Here is a 17,923-nt window from a genome sequence, read left to right as displayed (position 1 = left end):
CAAAGATTAATGAAAAAACGACAGTCCTCCTCGGAATAGAGAAAATAATAGAACTTAACTGGTGTAGCAAAAACGATATGATTGGGTTGATTATTCATGAACTAGGTCATGTATATCAATCGCAATACGGAACCCTTTACCATAAGGACAATTCAATGGCTGAAAAGTTTCTTTGGCAATTATACACAGAGGGCGTTGCAATGGCTTTTGAGCAGGAGATAATTGGAGACTCTGAGTATTATAATCAGGACAAGAATGGGTGGAAAGAGTGGTGTGACCAGAATTACGAATTGATAAAGCAATCTTTTAGTCATGATATGACGATTATGAATAGCGAAAATCAGCGTTACTTTGGTGACTGGGTATCTTTTGAAGGCCATGCAGACGTTGGTTATTACCTGGGAGCTCGATTTGTCCAATATTTGCTGCGTAGCGATTGCTTTGATAGCGTTATCAACTACACCTTTGAGAGAGTGCAGACGGAATTTGATAAGTTTGTAGATTCGAACTGATAAATTCAAGTTTGTCGGGATGATGTGATAGCGTGTTATCTTACAGGATAATGAAATAAGCAAATCGCTATTTGTGGAGGAAATATGTATTATCACGCTTCTCCTGTTGAAGGGATTAAACAATTAGAACCGAGGGTATCAGATCATCATATTCCGCTGGTTTATTTTTCAACGAAAAGAGAGAACACGCTTGTTTACCTTAGCAATGCGATCGAGAAATATTGCAAGGAAACAGGGTTTGTCTATGATGGAATATGGAAGAAATGGGGCCCATACGGCTTTCCCAAAGATGGAATCCAGCAGCTGCAGGAGTATTATCCTAATGCACTTGAAAAAACGTACAAGGGTGTTTCCGGATATATATACAGTGCCGAGAGTATTACAGATTCTGGCTTCGAGATTAAAATATCTAATGCTGCTTCTAGCAATGCTCCTGTAAAAGTAGTAGGGACAGAGTTTGTTCCGGATGCATATGATGCAATTCTTGAGGCAGAAGAAAAAGGGCTTATTGCAATCATGAGATACGAAGAAATGCCTGAGAAGATGAGGAAATGGATTAGGAGGACTATTCTGCAGGAGTATGAAGAAAATGCAGATCATCCGGAATATCTACATTTTCTTAAGGGGAATTTCTCAGATATTCTCGGAGAATAGCAGATTCCGGTTTGGATATGAAGGGATAATAAGATGATAGATGAAAAGGATTATTTAGCAGCCCCTTGCGGGAGTGCGTCACTTCCGCTTTGGAAAACATTACAGATAGAAGTGCCTGATAATATTATGGTCATTCGCGACGATGAATATGTTGAAGGAACTATAAACGGTTCGGATGAACCATATTTTAAAATGATTCATAATCTGGAGAATGTAAGTGTTCCTGTTTTGTCAGATGATTATGTTTTATCAACAGCGACAGACGATGAGTTTGCTGCGCATATACAAGAGTGCTATGAGAGCGAATGCCTTTCTGTCGAAGAAATTGGCATATATAAAAAACGACAGGTATATGATACGAATTTATGGATTGCAATACGAGAGCAGAAAACAAGGAAAATTGTTGCAAGTGGAATTGGGGAATTAGATAAGAGCATAGGTGAGGGCACTCTGGAGTGGATTCAGGTGTCGACTGCACATAGACATAAGGGATTAGGGAAATATGTTGTAGCTGAGCTACTATCTCGCTTACGGGGACGAGCAGAGTTTGTGACTGTCTCTGGCAAGTTAAATAGTCCAAGCAATCCCTATGAGCTTTATATTGCAAGTGGTTTTTCCAATCCGGTGATATGGCATATAGTGCATAAAGATTGAATAGTACTTCATGATTAAGGGGAGTAGTGCAAGACAATTCAAGTTTGTCGGGATGATGTGATAGCGTGTTATCTTTCAGTAAAACGGACTATGAAAGAAAGATTGGGGAATTCAAAATGACAAAAATATATAAGAAAAGTGAGATTACTTTTGCAATCCTGTGGATAGTTGCTTATGTTGTTCTGAGCAGTTTGGCAGATCAGTTTTCAGAGAACATTGGCATTACAAAATCTATAACAGCTGTGCTTCACATAGCAATGTCTTTGATTTTGTTTTTCTGGATTCAAAAAAATAAACTTGGTGAAAAATACGGGTTTTGTAGATTATCTATTCCAGCAAAACGGTTTCTGTTTTATATACCGCTTATTATAATTGCATCGACAGCCTTTTGGGGCGGAATAAAATTGCAATATGACATATTGGAATCTCTGTTTTATTTCATCAGCATGCTCTGCGTAGGGTTTCTTGAAGAAGTTATTTTCCGTGGACTATTATTCAGGGCAATGGAGAAGGACAATCTTAAGAGTGCAATTATTGTTTCTGCGCTGACATTTGGCTTGGGACATATTGTGAATCTTTTCAACGGAAGTGGAAAAGATTTGATTTCGTCCATGATTCAAATTGTATTTGCCGTTCTGGTCGGATTTGTGCTGGTAATAATCTTTTATCATGGGAAGTCTATTGTACCATGTATTCTATTCCACTCTGCTAATAATGCGCTCAAAGTTTTTTCTGCAAATGGGATGAGTAATCCTCTGACAGAAAGGGTAATCAACTTAGTGTTGATTATTGCTGTTTTGGGAGGGTATCTATTCTATCTGGTTAAAGAATTTGGAAATGGAAATAGCTTGGATGCGAACAATTAGGAATAAAATTGAAATTATAGATTTATGACAGTTATTATAGCAAATATATTATTCCAAATATATGTGGGGGCTAATGAAATGTACAGTTTTAGTACCAAGGGGATACATAGCAAGCGAATTAAAATAACAGCAAACGGAAGAAGGATTCCGCTGCTGATATTGAGACCCATAAATGAACCTTCAAATGCGCCGGGAGTTATGTGGATCCATGGTGGCGGATATATGACAGGAATGAAAGAGATGGCTTATATTGGACGGGCGGCGGATCTTGTGAGAAATCATGGCGCTGTAGTTATAGCTCCGGGGTATCATTTGTCGCTGTTTTATCCATATCCTACAGCTTTATATGATTGCTATGCCACACTATTGTATATTAAAGACCATGCTAAAGAACTTGGAATAAACCCAGACCAGATAATGGTTGGGGGAGAGAGTGCGGGAGGTGGATTAACTGCAGCCATCTCAATGCTGGCAAGAGATAAGGGCGAAGTAAAAGTTGCTTTTCAGATGCCGCTATATCCAATGATAGACAATTATGATACAGATAGTTCTAAAAATAATCATTCCAAGGTATGGAATACAAAAAGAAATCATCAGGCATGGGCGGTATACTTGAGGAAAGATGCAAAGAAAGATGTATCTCCTTATGCCGCGCCGGCAAGGCAAACAGATTATTCTAATCTTCCACCTGCGTATACATTTGTCTGTACAGCAGAGCCTTTTTATTTCGAAACTTTGAAGTATATTAATGATCTTAAGGCTGCAGGAGTGGAGGCTAAAGTCGATATTTACGAAGGAATGTATCATGCCTTTGACATGAACGAACCTAATAACCCGATAAGCAAAGAAGCTATAAAGAATTTTAATGAGGTGTTTGCTTATGCTAAGGAACACTATTTTGCTACACAGGAGCATTAACTTCTTTCAGGATAATCGGCGAAGTATATAGGGGATTGCATTATGGCTGACTTTACATGGTTTAAGGATTCTGTTCCTGACCAGTTATCGGTAAAACAGGTTTATGGAATAGCATTTTCAGCAGATAACCTGGTTGTCTTGAGGATTGAGGACGGAAAATACAAATTGACCGGTGGAAAGCCTGAAAATGCTGAAACTTTTGAAGAGACATTGAAACGGGAATATATTGAAGAATTAAATATTGAACTGGAAGATATTCATTATCTTGGGTATTTATTGGTGGAGGATAATTCGGATAAGTATGCTCAGGTAAGAATGATAGCGAAGATAAAAGATATTTATGAGAGTCATATTGATCCGGCTACAGGAAAAGTGTATGGGAGAGAGCTGGTAGCTGCTGATAGGGTAAAAGATTACCTTAAGTATTCTGATCGTGCAGGCAATGAAATGATTGATGATGCGGTACAACTTGCACAAGTAAGATATTTTCAAAAATAAAAGATAGTATATCTGCATGCTATTTTTAAAAGTATAGGGAAAGATTTGGGAGGATTATGGCAAATGAAAGATATAAGAACACGGCTTTAACAGGTGGTATGACTAGGATTATGATAAAGGTGATTAAAGATGGTTACGTATTATGATGATGGAACTATAAGAATTAGGAGCATGATCCCTGAAGATGCAAAAATCCTTTATGATACATATTTTTCGTATGGCTGGCATCCTTCCGTAGATGCATATGAAAAGTATTATAAAGAACAGGAGGATGGTAAAAGATTTGTTTTTATCGCAGAGTATGATGGCAGAGTCTCCGGGCAATGTACTCTGGTTCTGAATCCTACAGAAGGTCCTTGGGGAAATCAAGGCTATCCTGAAATTGAAGATCTGACAGTTTTCTTTGATGTTCATAATAAAGGTATTGGAAATAGGCTTTTGGATGCTGTTGAAAAAGAGGCGTCAAAAGTTTCCGATAAAGTTTACTTGGCAGTTGGGGTTCATTCTGGATATGGACCAGCCCAGAGGATGTATGTAAAAAGAGGTTACAATTTTGATGGCAGCGGAGTTTGGTATAAAGGGAAACAATTAGAACAGTATGCCCCCTGCATCAATGATGATGATCTTTTACTTTATTTGGCTAAAGATGTTTAAATTCAAAATTTATCGAGCAATTAAATTCCAGGAATATGAACAATAGGAGCTGGTGCAAAACTGCCTATATATAGACTGTTGCGAATAGTGGCAGTTCAATTTGTGACCGAAGTTCTGCCTATATTTCGGGTATTACCACTAGAGGCAGTTGATTTTTCGTAGGGCAAACTGCCTTTATGCCGGGAGTGGCATTTTGTAGCAGTAAATTGCTGCCCCAAAATAATGCCTATATTGTGGGTGGGCTGGATATGGGCAGAACCGCTATTGATAATTGCAATGCCTATATTAGCTGAGGGTTGAATAGTGGCAGAATGACTAGAGATAAAAACACTGCTTCTATTGGGGATGTCCATGATATAGGCAGTAGATCTAGATATTCGATTATATTGGAAAATAATTGATTTATGCCTTGGAGATACAATGCTTTTATATCATTATTTTGATAAGAAAACAGGTCCATTTCGGAATCTGTCGGATCTAAGCGAAGAAGAAGCCAAAAAGTTGCTTCTGACTATAAAGGCTGAAAAGCCTGAAACCATGTGCGCCAAAAGGCAAGACAGTTACATTGCGGATAGAAGGCGGTTCGAAGAGATACTAAGAACCGAGTTCCGGAAAAAGGGCGGAAAGATCGAACGGGAAGCCCCTCATTATCTGGTGATTGGTGAATGTCCGTGGTTACAGAGTTGGTTCGAAGACTGTGATCATATAGTGATAGATACAGCAGACTTGGATCTGAGCACAGTTTCTTTTACCTATGGAGATTCTCATCCGACATTCAGTGACCGGGTCAATGATGGAAAAGAGTACAGAAAGAAGCTCTACACATATGACGAGATAATAGGCGTGATTAAAAAATATGGTCTTCCCCAAGACTGGAACCCAGATGGGGAATATGGTCCTGAGAGATATGTCGAAGCTCATGTGTGGAGTGATAGAGGGATAAAAAAATAAACTGTAGATTATTACGGAGGTGCGTGTGTGGGCATTAATCATTTGGCTTGTAATAATGGTTCCAGTAAGTGCATTACTTACAGGACTTGGAATCTTTGCCTGGAAAAGGCAGAAACCCATGTGGTTTTGGGCGGGGCAGACAGTTGAAGAAGATGAGATAGCCGATGTAAAGGCATACAACAGAGCTAACGGCATAATGTGGATTGTATTTTCTTTACTTATGTGGATTTCTACGTTTTTGGCATTCTCCAGCATGAAGCTGGCAGGGATAGTAATGCTAGTTGGATGTATCCTCTGCGTGCCTGTACTGCCTTTTGTTTATAGCAGAATATATAAGAGGTACAAGAAGAATGTATGATGAAGAAATAATAGAAACGAATGGCATGATAATCAATGACGCAATAGATTATATTAGTGAGTTGTTCGCAGGTAATTCTGATGGGCATGGAGCAGATCATACGATGCGTGTATATCACAATGTGCATATACTCTTGGAAGCGTACCCCGAAGCAGATAGTTTTGTTGTATCTTTAGCGGCATTGTTACATGACGCTGATGATCATAAGCTTTTCGATACAGAAAATAATATGAATGCCAGGTCATTTATGGAACGCAAAGGTCTGTCTCTAGAAACGATAGAACAGATTTGCAGAACAATAAATTCTGTGTCATTTAGTCATAACAGAGGGAAAAGCCCTGAAACTCTGGAGGGAAAGATTGTTCAGGATGCAGACAGACTTGATGCAATTGGAGCAATAGGAATAGCCAGAACATTTGCGTTTGGTGGAAAATCAGGAAGATCATTATCAGATTCTATAAAGCATTTTTACGATAAGCTTCTTCTGCTTAAGGATGAACTAAATACTGAAGTTGCCAAGGAAATTGCGCAAAAGAGACATGAGTATATGGCGGATTTTCTTGAGGAATATTATCTAGAAACTGGTTACAGATATGAAAATGCTGACAAATAAAGAGATTAAAGAAATCGCAATAAGACAATCCGCTGAAGATATGGGATGTAAAGCGGCGGATTTTTTATCTGAGAAAAATATAGTATGTAAGTTCTGCTTAGGAGAAAAGGCACGCAGGTATTATAAAGAACCAATCACCTGTAACTTTGTTTCTTATGGTAATAATGTTGTAGCTGCCACAATGGGCGAAGTGGAAGATCTGGTTTCTGAATACATAGAAAAATATGAGTTCTACCATCTTTTTGAGACTCCAAATATGCACTGGCTTGAGGAACGTCTTGCAGAGCGTGGGTACAAGATATGTTTTATGGCAGAGTACTACCTTCCTGATGTGGAGAGGATTCCCAATATACAATGTTTATATGAGACAAGAATACTTGGACAGGATGATTTCAAGAACTTATATCTACCGGAGTGGAGTAATGCGTTATGCAGTGATCGTAAAAATTTGGATGTTCTTGGAATTGGTGCTTATGATAGGGATAATCTGGTAGGATTTGCTGCATGTTCAGCTGATTGTGATGACATGTGGCAGATAGGGGTAGATGTTCTTCCTGAGTACAGGCAAAAGGGGATAGCATCCGCTCTTACAAGCAGGTTGGCAAAAGAAATACTTGGAAGAGGGAAAGTGCCATTCTACTGTTCTGCATGGTCTAATATCAGGTCGGCGAGAAATGCAGTGAAGAGTGGATTTGTTCCGACATGGGTCGAGATGACTATAAAACCAGCAAATATAGTTGATGAGATCAATTCTGAGGCGGGTAAATAAATGAATTTCAGAAAGGCAACACAGCTGAAAAACGAGTTCCGGATTATTCCGACTCAGTGATTTAAACATGATAAGCTTTGTATAATGTGCAGAAAGGATGTGTTTATGAGGAAATTTAAGGATTTGGCATTATCAATAGTTGCATTATTTGTTTCATATGGAGTTTACAGGTTAAGTGCTCACCTTCTTAGTTCGATAGACAATGAGTTTCTGGTGGACTTTCTGGTGCAGTTAGTCTTTGCGATTATGATTTTTTTGTCAGTTCTGGTGCTAAAGAAAACGTGGATTTATCGGCCGAATATGCGTAAGATGAAAGTCGGATGGACAGCCGCATTGGTATTGCTGCTTTCGTTTGCCGGTGCTGCCATTCAGGCTATTGATAAGATCCCGAGTATATCCGTTACAGGCGTTGATTTAGTTTTATTTTTGGCAAAAAATCTACTAATTGGATTCTGTGAAGAATCTCTTTTCCGCGGACTTATCCAGAATTCTTTTCATGATATTTTCGGGGAGGATGACACGCCACATGTATTTCTGGGTGTGATATGTGGGGCATTCTGCTTCGGTGCCATGCATCTTACCAATGCTCTAAAGCCGGAAGTTAGCTTCAGCGGAGCCGCTGCGCAGGCTATGTTTACATTTTGCACTGGGATTCTGCTTGCCACTGTCTATTTCAGAACAGGCAAGAATCTATGGATTGTAGCATTCCTGCACGGAATTAATGACGTCTTTGCTTACATTGCTGCAGGCAGATTAAGCGGGGTAAATGCAGGAGAGGCAGTAGTTTCTTCCACATCGTCGTTAGCGACCGGCAATGTATTTTTGCAGGTGCTTGTCACTTTCTGTCTATTCTCGGCTATATCCCTGTTCCTGCTTAGGCCTAAAAAGCTTAGGCAATTACAGGAACTCTAAGTATGCTTTTTGCGATTGCTTTATCACTGAATATACACGACAGCAGTTTTTCTAAATGCAGATATTATTCTGATGATAGAACTGTAAATAAGTCCAAAGCAGTATGACATCTTGAACTAAATTCCAGAAATCCGCATATACTGCGGATTTCGTGAGAATATGAGTGAAGAGTCAACCAAGCCTCATCGACGAAGTCGATTTAAATTGGCTTGGTTGATGCATTCTTGAATTGTTGATTCAAGAATGCATACATAAACTACAACAGAAGTGGACCTGACAAATATTATGCAAAAAAATGCCAGCGCAAGATTGAGAATACCATGGCTGATGGATAGTCTCCAGGAGGCGCTGTGCATTTTTTTGGCATCAAGCCCTCTTAAGATTGTTACAGCTGCGCTAAATCCATTGATGACGACAAGGTACAACACCAGATACAGTTTTGGAATGTCCGAGAGTGACAATGTGAAAAGACCAAAATCAAACACTATCAGGCCATAAAAATTCAAAATTGCCCCTCTGCTTCAGAGGGTGATTTCTTTTTTATTAAAATTATCTAAAACCTGTGTGATTTTGTGCGAAATGTGATAAAAATAAAATGTAAGTGCAATCTTTAGCGAAGAGTACAAAGAGCTCTATAAACGAGGGTGAACAGATTGATAAAAAAATAGAAAAACAAGCGTAATATTAAGTGGAGGTGTGTGTTGCTTCAGGAAAATCAGACTATAAAAAGAGTAGACATGATACACTGTGCATTATGTGCCGATGCACCTTGTAATGATGCTTGTAATGAGATAGAACCATCAGACATCCTTAGAAGTATTTGGTTTAAGAACGAACAGACAGCAGCACAAAGAATGCCGGAAAAGAATCCATGTATTACCTGTCCGGCACCTTGCGAGAAATTATGTGTTCGCTCAGGGAAAGTAGAAATCAGAGATATTATGAATCGCATGTATTCTCAGGTAAAAAAAGAATGCGAAACGCCTATCCCAAATAATGAAGATGCTCTGAAATGTGATATTTGCGGAATCCCTCTGGAGAATCCATTTCTTTTATCATCCTCTGTTGTGGCAAGCACCTATGAAATGTGTGCAAATGCATTTGAAGCAGGCTGGGCAGGCGTGTGCTTTAAGACAATATGCTCACTTGATATACACGAGGCATCTCCACGTTTTTCAGCGATTACCGGCAATGATGGCAGCATCGTCGGATTTAAAAATATAGAACAGCTTTCTGATCACAGTGTCGCTGAAAACATGGAAATCTTTAGAAGATTAAAGGAGAATTACCCTTCTAAATTTATACTTGCATCAATAATGGGGCAAAATGAAGATGAGTGGGGCGAGCTTGCACGACTTTGCGAGGAAAACGGAGCAGATGCCATAGAACTTAATTTTTCCTGTCCTAACATGGCAGAGGGCGGGCTTGGAAGTGACATTGGACAGGTCCCAGAGCTGGTGGAAAGATTTACCAGAGCAGCTAAAAATGCAACCAATATACCGGTTCTGGCAAAACTCACTCCCAATGTAGCTTCCATGAGTCCTGCGGCTGAGGCCGCTAAGAGAGGTGGAGCAGATGGCATAGCGGCAATTAATACTATTAAGTCTATAACAGGCTTAAATATTCATACTTACGTTGCAGCTCCGGCAGTTCATGGACATAGCGCTGTGGGAGGCTATAGTGGCAATGCAGTCAAGCCTATCGCTTTAAGATTTATATCAGAACTTGGACTGAATCCGGCTCTTAATGGAATGCATATTTCTGCCATGGGCGGCGTTGAGACCTGGCAGGATGCTTTGGAGTTCATGCTTTTGGGCGGAGAATCTGTGCAGGTCACTACCGCAGTAATGCAATATGGTTATAGAATCATAGACGACCTTAAAGCCGGGCTCAATATGTATCTTGCTGAGAAGGGCTATAGAAGCGTTAAGGAAGTTATAGGCCTTGGACTTGATACATTAAGTAGTACGACAGATACCCTTGAAAGGGATACAGTCATATTCCCGAGATTTATCAAAGAACGATGTATTGGATGTGGAAGGTGCATGATTTCATGTAAAGATGGAGGGCATCAGGCAATTAAGCTTGATGAAAACAGACGTCCAGTACTTAACGGAAAAAAATGTGTTGGCTGTCACCTTTGCCTGCTGGTTTGTCCTCAAAAAGCAATCGCACCAGGTATAAAACGTGTTCATAGTTATCACTAATAGCAGCTCCGGCATTGGTGCATGTCACTTTGTATATAATATCTATGATCAGGCTGCTGCATTTGAGGCAGATGTATATGCAAGAATTAGTGGAAAATATAGATGAATTGGCTAACGAACTGGAGAAGGCGATAAGTATCGCAACCACACCGCCCTATGGGCCGGTGCTAATCGACATTCCACTGGATATACAGAAAGAGGAATTAAATAAGTCATATAAGAGTGACGTAGAAATAAGAGTAACAGACGATTTTGATTATCAAATTGAAAATGTTTTAGTTGAAATTCAGCGGTCAAATAAACCGATTATAGTTGCAGGTGGAGGTATAAGGCAAGGGAATGCTTATGAGGAATTAAGCAGATTGGTTGATTATACTGGAATTCCGGTAGTCAGAACACTTGCAGGTCTTGAAAAAAATCAAAGGCTCTACTTTGCAGAATGCTCATTATCATTAGAATCTTTTTTTTTTCAATATTTCAGCTTCAATGAGCTTATTTACATAAGCATTTATGGACTCTACACCACGTTCGTGGAGTAGTTCGATGATGCCTTTCCTCAATATGATCAGAATTGTACGTAAACTCGATTTTGCTGAAAACGTAAAAATATTTATAAACAGTAAATACTATGATGTAATAGTAAAAAATCGTAACAAAGCGTAAATCAATCATGCAAATAGTAAAAGGAGACAAATGACAGTAAGAATTGATCCATTCACATTAACACCGGGAGTGGCTGGTAAACCATATATCGATATGGGAATAGCTGAAGAAATCATAGCTAATTTCAAGAGTGATGAGTCTTTTAAGTATGTTTACAAGATCACAGGGCTAAGAGGCTCTGGAAAATCTGTTGAATATAGCAAGATTTTACAGACTTTCGAAAAAGAAAAGCATTGGCTTGTTTATCCGCTCTCAGCAGAGGGAAGCGGTGTTGCAACACTTATTTCGTATTTGAGCAGAGAAAATTTCATAGAGAGTAAGAAAGTCAAAACATCTATTGGAGCTAATGCCTCTGCAGAAGGTAAAATTCCGGTCATATCCGGAAAAGGAAGTGTCGATGTTACAAAAAACTATGAGGATAATGACAACTATTATGATGCAGAGGTCATGCTTGCAAGTATGATTGAGGCTGCAAATAAGAAAAAGTATAAAATTCTGATCATGATAGATGATATATCGAAAACAAGAAGCATGGTAGAACTCCTATCTATAATAGGCACCATGTTTAACAGAGGTCGGCAAGTATACTTGGTTGTAAGCGGTCTTTCTAAGAATATAGAGGATTTTACTGCCGACCAAAAGCTTTCGAAAAGCTTGTCATTTTTTAGAAGAGGTGACACAAGAGAAATTGGAGCATTGGATAAGTTTGACATCGTGAATAAGTATGAGACATTCCTGGATATTGATGCTCCAGAGGCAAAGAAGCTTTATGACCTCACTTTAGGATATGCATATGCATATCAGATTCTTGGCTCCTTATATTTTAATAAGAAAAAATCAGAGACAATAGAAGATCTTATCCCCGATTATGAAAGACTTCTTTTTAAGACCTATGATCTTGATTGGCCAAAATTATCTGATGGGGAGCAGGACTTTATAAGAAGCTATTATAAAGGTAAGACAGGTCAGGCAAAAGACACCAAGGCAAACATGAAGAATTCTGCATCATACAATGTTTACAGGGATCGTCTTATAGACAAACATTTTTTTACTGCAAACAAAAGGGGTTATCTTGAACCAAGATTGCCGAGATTCAATCGTTATATAGAAATATGGTGTGACAATTGAGCGTTTTCTACTGATTCTGACAGTGGAAAATGAGTATTCATTCAGGGGAATTACAAGCTGTTATAACGGGAGAAGAGTTGTTCAAATAACATTTGCGATTGCTTTATTACTGAATATACACGACAGCAGTTTTTCTAAATGCAGATATTATTCTGATGATAGAACTGTAAATAAGTCCAAAGCAGTATACATAAACTACAACAGAAGTGGACCTGACAAATATTATGCAAAAAAATGCCAGCGCAAGATTGAGAATACCATGGCTGATGGATAGTCTCCAAGAGGCGCTGTGCATTTTTTTGGCATCAAGCCCTCTTAAGATTGTTACAGCTGCGCTAAATCCATTGATGACGACAAGGTACAACACCAGATACAGTTTTGGAATGTCCGAGAGTGACAATGTGAAAAGACCAAAATCAAACACTATCAGGCCATAAAAAAGGATTCCTTTTCCGCCTACCATATGTCTCGCCATTGTAAAATAGTAGATGAGGTATTTAAGTCCCATGGTGACAAGAGCAATACTGAGGATTAAAGCCATGGTAATCAGGCCGTCGTCCGGCTCAACTATCATATATATACTGGCAAGAATAGTTACGATAGCCACAAATATACTTCTAATCTTTTGCATTCTAGTCATGCTTTTCACCTCCGGAAGTAGCAGCATCTACCAGCTTTTTGAAATCTTTTATACCCACAAAACCTTTCTCTGCAAAATCTGCAGAAAAGCCAGCCAGCATGTTACCTGATTTATAAATCTTATTGGTGACCATGCTCTTTTGTCGCAGCGCAGCCACAAAAAATCTACCAAGAACAGTATTGTCTTTAGCTTCTTTTCTGGCTGCCAGGTACTCATCTTTATATCTGTAGACATCAAAATCATCAATTATATTGCCGGAAATTTTTTCACCTAAAGCTTTCCAGTCAGCGCAGGAGTCAATCTGCCGTTTATTTATGATTTCTTTTATTTGAGCTTCATAAGGACTAACAATTTCAAAGTCGTAAGTATCTTTGTCAAAAGAGCTGATATTCCCCCTTAAATACCTCATGGCATAAACCATCTGACAAAAGGCATGATAGTAGTCAGATGGATTGTCTTTTACAATCTCCGTAAAATCCCCCCATGCAGGCAAATACTTATATTTGATAAAGCTATAATCCGGAAGATGCCCGGCTCTCCCGTGTCCCAGATTCATTATGGAATTCTCACTGGTCTGGAAAAGACTGTTAGTATATATGCTTCTGTTAAGATCATCCGGAGTTGACGTACTGTGCCGAAATGTTATTTTCTTTTCAAATTCTCCGGTATCACCGCTAAAAATCTCATAGAAATAATAGTCGGTATTATTGATGACAAGAGAGGGTGTCCCTGCAAAATTGCGGTGTGCCCAGGTATCGGCCAAAACGTGCATGGCTAGCCCTACTGACTCAAGAGACTTGCCTTTTGCAAGCTTTACAGTCTCCACCAACAGATCGCCATTTGGACCGCAGATAAGACGATATTTGTTTCTATATCCTCTAGTACACCATTTTTTTTCAGCATAAAGATCCTGAGGCAAAAAATGGAAGCTAGACCATATCCTGGTTATATCCTGAAGCCCCAGAAGGTCTGCACGAGCATTTATCAGCTCTACCTGTGACTGAGTTGTAGCTGAGGACAAAGGGGCTTTGATGCTTGTTAAAAAAGTTCTTGTACAACAATCAACAAATTGCGCAGAATACGCTATTTCACTGCTTTCTTCATGAGAATATCCTGCAATAATTGCTGCCAGGTAGGTAGCATAATAGTGAAAATCAAAGTTCATGGGCTGCCTCCTGTTTACTGATCATATTGGAAAGAATTCGGGATCTGATTGCGGAAAAAAACAGTGCCAGCAATACTCCTGCAGATGACAAATCTAAAAGAAACTCTGCGATCTGATCAATAGAATTGTTGATGTCATCTGTTAAACTAGCCTCATTAAAAGTTAAATCTCTGATTGAGAGAATCCCCAAATAGCAGGAATATATATATAAGAAGCCTGCTAAAAGTGCGATTATCAAATAAAGATATCTTTTTTTTCCTTTTTTAGCCTCTGCATTTGCACATTTGCCAACGTATAGACTAATAGAAAAAACCAATACCAAAAAAGCTAAAATTAAAAGGTACGTTATAAATGCTACTGTTTTAAGACTTACTTCTTCCTCTGAGACTCCTGAGTTAGTATAGATATCGCTGATCATTTCTGCGATAGAGTTCCTATTCGCGAAAAATGTCATTATGGTTTTTATAACTGACCATAACCCAAGGCCAATAGCGCCGGTCCCGCATAGAGAAAGACTATTTAAGCTACGTCTACGTTCTCTTTGTAAATCCATTCCAACTCTCCTGTATGTACATCTTTTAACGTTATTATATCAAACATTGCATTAAGGTGATATGTTTCCCCAAATAGGTATACGTATTAAAAAAATATAAATTTTTTCTATTAAACGTCAAAATATTACTCTTTTATCAGATAATTAATGTGTGCGTATTATTTACAGCAATGTGTAAGGAGAGTCTCAAGCATGGAAACTAGACAAAAGAAGATCATTAATCACAAAATTCTTAATGAACACTGGTTTATTGGATCCATATTGCTTATTATCTGGGGGTACCTTTTTACATACTTTATCTCAGTTATAGTGGCGGTAATTTTGGGAAATGTGATTCCGCTTCCGAAAGAAGAGATCATGTATATAGGGATGATACTTGGAGCATTATTGACTTTACTTGTTCATAAAAGGTGGTTTTATCCTGAGTATGAGGGTTCCCTAAAGACAAAAGATCTTAAAAGATGGATAATTACAGGCTTAATTATCCTTGTTATCGTGCTGCTTCCTGATATTATTACTTCGCTTATTCTAAAAACTAATTTGGGAGCACCGACTCTTCACTCTGTACTAATGGCAGGTGTTGCAGGAACTGTTGAAGAGACCGTTTTCAGAGGACTTCCTGTGTCATATCTGATGAGGCAAAATAAAAAGAAGTCACATATAATATGGATAGCAATAGTGACTTCTTTGATATTTGGATCAGTTCATGGTTTCAATTTTTTTGCCGGTGCTACACTTCTGGCGGCGCTTTTACAGGTTATTTCAGCCAGTGCGGCAGGTTTTTTGCTCTGTGCACTATTTATCAGGAGCGGAAGTTTACTTCCTTCAATGCTCATGCATACAATAAATGATGTTTATGCTTTTATGAATTTGGATCTGGTTTCTGAAGCTGGAGTAATGGAAGGCACTTTAAAAACCTCTGATATAGTTCTCAATATGATTCTATCTGTTTTACAGATCATTATTGCGATATATCTTTTACATCCATCGGCATGGGATGAAATTATGGAAACCTGGAACTGGAAATGGGGTAAAGAGAATTAAATCGTGATAAATATAATGCGCCGAACGAAAGTTCGGCGCATTGCTTTTAATTCCAGATTTCAGTTGGCTTTTTATTATTTTTGCTTCCCCATAGATAAACTATTATACAACTTACTATTATAAGTGCTATAGCTACTATTGTAGCTTCAACACCAAATCCTACGTTATATGCAAAACTATCCATGGCTGTAGATGCATCTAGTTTAAAGATTGAAACCGGCGATACGTTACCACTGTTTGGAAGCCCAAATATAATGTTCTGGGTGAAATTCCAGGCTGCGTGTGCTGCCATCGGCATCCATATTGAATCGCAATAATAAACCATAAGTGAATAGAGAAGTCCAACAAAAAAAATACTAAGAAGAGCAAGTGGAGACACTCCCGGATTAGCTGCATGCAGCAGTGAAAACAGCAGAGCATTTCCTACAACTGCTATAGCAGGATTTTTATATCCCCTTCTTAGCCTCTGATACAGAAAGCCCCTGCAAAGTAATTCTTCTGCGCTGGACTGAATAAATACAACTATAAAAAGTGGTATTACCTGCAATAGATTTAAGGAATCAAAATAAATATGGATATCTTTATGCAGCAAAGCCACCATAATGCAAAATGCATTTTGGGCAAAACCAATTAAAAGACCTAAAAGCAGGTATTTCACTGTATTTCCTTTGCAAAAAGGTGTTAAAGCCTTAATTACTGGTCTGTTTTTGGGGGTTAAGTAGCAATACAGTAAAGCTATAATCCAAACTCCCAGGAAGGTGAAATATTGTTGAAATATTGTTAGAAAATCGACATTGTTGTCGTTGATAATCGGTTTCATTAAAATTTTAGAGATTACGAGAACTCCCGTCTGCCCGACAAACATCGTCACAATTGTCACTATAAGCGGAATAAGAAAGAAATCATTCCATTTATACTGATCCGTGTGCAGGTTCTTAAAAAAGTTTTTCTGTTCGTTGTTGTTTTCTGCCATATTAAGGTCCTCTCTTTCAAGTGAATCATTCTATATATAATTGTAGCACATAATACCGTTAAAATATTAAGTGGAGGTGTGTGTTGCTTCAGGAAAATCAGACTATAAAAAGAGTTCATTTTTCTTTGGAGAAAGTTATCATCCATAGCATTAGAAATATGAGACCAAAACCTGCAGCGTCATACACAGTAAACTTGCTTCCTAGCACAAAAGTTGAAAGTAGCGCTGCAGTTATTGGTTCTGCAAAGCTATAAAGAATTGCTTTTTGAGGACCAATTTTGGACACACCGCTTATATAGAGGGTGAATGCGCAGACATTTCCTACTATTACAACAAAAGCAATTCCAAACAAACCATAAATGTTTGGAACGTAATGAATTGTCCATATTTTGAAAGCAAATCCCAAAAGTATGCCGCCAAATAAGAATGACCATCCTTGTGCAACGATGACAGGGATTTCTTTTGTTATCTTGGGAGCCAGAACGTTGTAGATCATTACGCAGAACGCACTGCCAACTCCAGCGATCAGCGCAGAAACCGGCATTGATAAATGTGCTATATCCCCATGAGTTGTCAAAAGAAATACACCTGAAATTGCAAGCGCAATAGATATGATTTCAGATATCTTTGGCCATCTTTTTAGATGAAGACAGGTAAAAAGAAGTATGAAAATTGGAGCCAGGTCCTGCATGATTGTTCCTATGGCAGCATTGGAGAGTTCGATAGTAAGGAAATACAGGAACTGGCAGGTACTTACGCCTAGTATTCCATAAACAAGCATCCAAAAAGACATTTCTTTTGTCTTCCAGGGCTTGATCACAGTGTCTTTATGCCTGATCATGCAATATGCAAGAATCAAAATTCCCGAAAGACCAAGTCTTATTGGTACAAGCCACCTACTGTCCATATTTTGGACGTCGAAGAGATACTGTCCCATTGTTCCTGACAGTCCCCAGCAAGCTGCTCCTAATATAGTAAAAAGAATTCCCTTTATATTATTGTTCATGGCATTAAATCATCTATTCTTTCATTTAAAATAGCGCCTTGAAGAATGAAAGGCGCAGAGAATATAATAAAGAGAATAGCCAGAAAAGTAAAGAGCTGGCAATGTCCACAATTTGTTTGAAGATATGAGAGGTTAGAGCATAATGCGTAGAAATAGATTATTATTAAAACAAGCTCTGATAGCAT

22 protein-coding genes are annotated in these 17,923 nt (G+C 38.5%); 17 read left to right on the top strand and 5 right to left on the bottom strand.

Translation table 11 applies throughout. The features are described from left to right. The 16 genes from BM146_RS16965 to BM146_RS16895 form a co-directional block, all read left to right on the top strand. Nucleotides 1–512, top strand: a 512-nt coding sequence (locus BM146_RS16965; RefSeq protein WP_143087529.1) for a DUF2268 domain-containing putative Zn-dependent protease, incomplete at its 5' end; no start/stop codon positions are given. A gap of 84 nt (nucleotides 513–596) precedes the next feature. Next, nucleotides 597–1,166: a hypothetical protein gene (locus BM146_RS16960; protein ID WP_074891622.1), complete on the top strand. Its 570-nt coding sequence runs from the start codon at nucleotides 597–599 to the stop codon at nucleotides 1,164–1,166. Nucleotides 1,167–1,199: 33 nt separating this feature from the next. Beyond that, complete coding sequence (locus BM146_RS16955) at nucleotides 1,200–1,820, top strand: GNAT family N-acetyltransferase (RefSeq protein WP_074891620.1); 621 nt, start codon at nucleotides 1,200–1,202, stop codon at nucleotides 1,818–1,820. Nucleotides 1,821–2,011: 191 nt separating this feature from the next. Beyond that, nucleotides 2,012–2,686, top strand: a complete 675-nt coding sequence (locus BM146_RS16950; protein WP_242949429.1) for a CPBP family intramembrane glutamic endopeptidase — start codon at nucleotides 2,012–2,014, stop codon at nucleotides 2,684–2,686. Between the two features lie 78 nt (nucleotides 2,687–2,764). Then, the gene (locus BM146_RS16945) at nucleotides 2,765–3,604 is read left to right on the top strand and encodes an alpha/beta hydrolase (RefSeq protein ID WP_074891618.1); all 840 of its coding nucleotides are present in this window, start codon (nucleotides 2,765–2,767) and stop codon (nucleotides 3,602–3,604) included. Between the two features lie 42 nt (nucleotides 3,605–3,646). Beyond that, nucleotides 3,647–4,102 (top strand): NUDIX domain-containing protein, encoded by a 456-nt coding sequence (locus BM146_RS16940; protein WP_074891615.1) that lies wholly within the window; start codon nucleotides 3,647–3,649, stop codon nucleotides 4,100–4,102. A gap of 129 nt (nucleotides 4,103–4,231) precedes the next feature. Beyond that, complete coding sequence (locus tag BM146_RS16935; RefSeq protein WP_074891613.1) at nucleotides 4,232–4,756, top strand: GNAT family N-acetyltransferase; 525 nt, start codon at nucleotides 4,232–4,234, stop codon at nucleotides 4,754–4,756. A gap of 420 nt (nucleotides 4,757–5,176) precedes the next feature. After that, entirely contained in the window at nucleotides 5,177–5,707 is a 531-nt protein-coding gene (locus tag BM146_RS16930) for a hypothetical protein (RefSeq protein ID WP_074891611.1), read from the top strand. 25 nt (nucleotides 5,708–5,732) lie between these two features. Beyond that, nucleotides 5,733–6,065, top strand: a complete 333-nt coding sequence (locus BM146_RS16925) for a hypothetical protein (protein WP_074891609.1) — start codon at nucleotides 5,733–5,735, stop codon at nucleotides 6,063–6,065. Next, entirely contained in the window at nucleotides 6,058–6,678 is a 621-nt protein-coding gene (locus tag BM146_RS16920; RefSeq protein ID WP_242949428.1) for an HD domain-containing protein, read from the top strand. The genes BM146_RS16925 and BM146_RS16920 overlap by 8 nt, the downstream gene beginning before the upstream one ends. Then, nucleotides 6,659–7,447, top strand: a complete 789-nt coding sequence (locus BM146_RS16915; RefSeq protein WP_330391860.1) for a GNAT family N-acetyltransferase — start codon at nucleotides 6,659–6,661, stop codon at nucleotides 7,445–7,447. The genes BM146_RS16920 and BM146_RS16915 overlap by 20 nt, the downstream gene beginning before the upstream one ends. A 105-nt stretch (nucleotides 7,448–7,552) precedes the next feature. Beyond that, entirely contained in the window at nucleotides 7,553–8,359 is an 807-nt protein-coding gene (locus BM146_RS16910) for a CPBP family intramembrane glutamic endopeptidase (protein WP_074891608.1), read from the top strand. Between the two features lie 327 nt (nucleotides 8,360–8,686). Next, complete coding sequence (locus tag BM146_RS19660; protein ID WP_177201722.1) at nucleotides 8,687–8,857, top strand: hypothetical protein; 171 nt, start codon at nucleotides 8,687–8,689, stop codon at nucleotides 8,855–8,857. Nucleotides 8,858–9,057: 200 nt separating this feature from the next. Then, nucleotides 9,058–10,566: an NAD-dependent dihydropyrimidine dehydrogenase subunit PreA gene (gene preA / locus BM146_RS16905; RefSeq protein WP_330391859.1), complete on the top strand. Its 1,509-nt coding sequence runs from the start codon at nucleotides 9,058–9,060 to the stop codon at nucleotides 10,564–10,566. A 77-nt stretch (nucleotides 10,567–10,643) separates the two neighbouring features. Beyond that, on the top strand, nucleotides 10,644–11,105 hold the full coding sequence (locus BM146_RS16900) for a thiamine pyrophosphate-binding protein (protein ID WP_074891605.1): 462 nt from the start codon (nucleotides 10,644–10,646) through the stop codon (nucleotides 11,103–11,105). Between the two features lie 154 nt (nucleotides 11,106–11,259). Next, nucleotides 11,260–12,357: a hypothetical protein gene (locus BM146_RS16895; protein ID WP_074891603.1), complete on the top strand. Its 1,098-nt coding sequence runs from the start codon at nucleotides 11,260–11,262 to the stop codon at nucleotides 12,355–12,357. A gap of 106 nt (nucleotides 12,358–12,463) precedes the next feature. Here BM146_RS16895 and BM146_RS16890 read toward each other — a convergent pair whose 3' ends face one another. Genes BM146_RS16890 through BM146_RS16880 form a run of 3 tightly spaced genes read right to left on the bottom strand, consistent with a single transcriptional unit; the run spans nucleotide 12,464 to nucleotide 14,715 of the window. Further along, nucleotides 12,464–12,988 (bottom strand): DUF308 domain-containing protein, encoded by a 525-nt coding sequence (locus BM146_RS16890; RefSeq protein WP_207649941.1) that lies wholly within the window; start codon nucleotides 12,986–12,988, stop codon nucleotides 12,464–12,466. A gap of 1 nt (nucleotide 12,989) precedes the next feature. Then, on the bottom strand, nucleotides 12,990–14,162 hold the full coding sequence (locus BM146_RS16885; protein ID WP_074891599.1) for a DUF6765 family protein: 1,173 nt from the start codon (nucleotides 14,160–14,162) through the stop codon (nucleotides 12,990–12,992). Beyond that, nucleotides 14,152–14,715, bottom strand: a complete 564-nt coding sequence (locus tag BM146_RS16880) for a hypothetical protein (RefSeq protein ID WP_074891597.1) — start codon at nucleotides 14,713–14,715, stop codon at nucleotides 14,152–14,154. The genes BM146_RS16885 and BM146_RS16880 overlap by 11 nt, the downstream gene beginning before the upstream one ends. 192 nt (nucleotides 14,716–14,907) lie before the next feature. Here BM146_RS16880 and BM146_RS16875 point away from each other — a divergent pair, with 192 nt between their 5' ends. Continuing rightward, nucleotides 14,908–15,759 carry a CPBP family intramembrane glutamic endopeptidase gene (locus BM146_RS16875; protein ID WP_074891595.1) on the top strand — a complete coding sequence of 284 codons (852 nt, stop codon included), beginning with the start codon at nucleotides 14,908–14,910 and terminating at the stop codon, nucleotides 15,757–15,759. A 46-nt stretch (nucleotides 15,760–15,805) separates the two neighbouring features. On the opposite strand, the gene BM146_RS19885 is transcribed toward BM146_RS16875, so the two are convergent. Then, nucleotides 15,806–16,732, bottom strand: a complete 927-nt coding sequence (locus BM146_RS19885; protein WP_207649940.1) for a CPBP family intramembrane glutamic endopeptidase — start codon at nucleotides 16,730–16,732, stop codon at nucleotides 15,806–15,808. Between the two features lie 115 nt (nucleotides 16,733–16,847). Beyond that, entirely contained in the window at nucleotides 16,848–17,738 is an 891-nt protein-coding gene (locus BM146_RS16865) for a DMT family transporter (protein WP_074891593.1), read from the bottom strand. Between the last annotated feature and the right edge of the window lie 185 nt (nucleotides 17,739–17,923).

This window comes from Butyrivibrio proteoclasticus, assembly GCF_900115735.1.
GTDB classification, from domain to species: domain Bacteria; phylum Bacillota; class Clostridia; order Lachnospirales; family Lachnospiraceae; genus Butyrivibrio; species Butyrivibrio proteoclasticus_B.
Note: the sequence above shows the minus strand (reverse complement) of the source record. Positions and strands in the feature narration are given on the sequence as shown.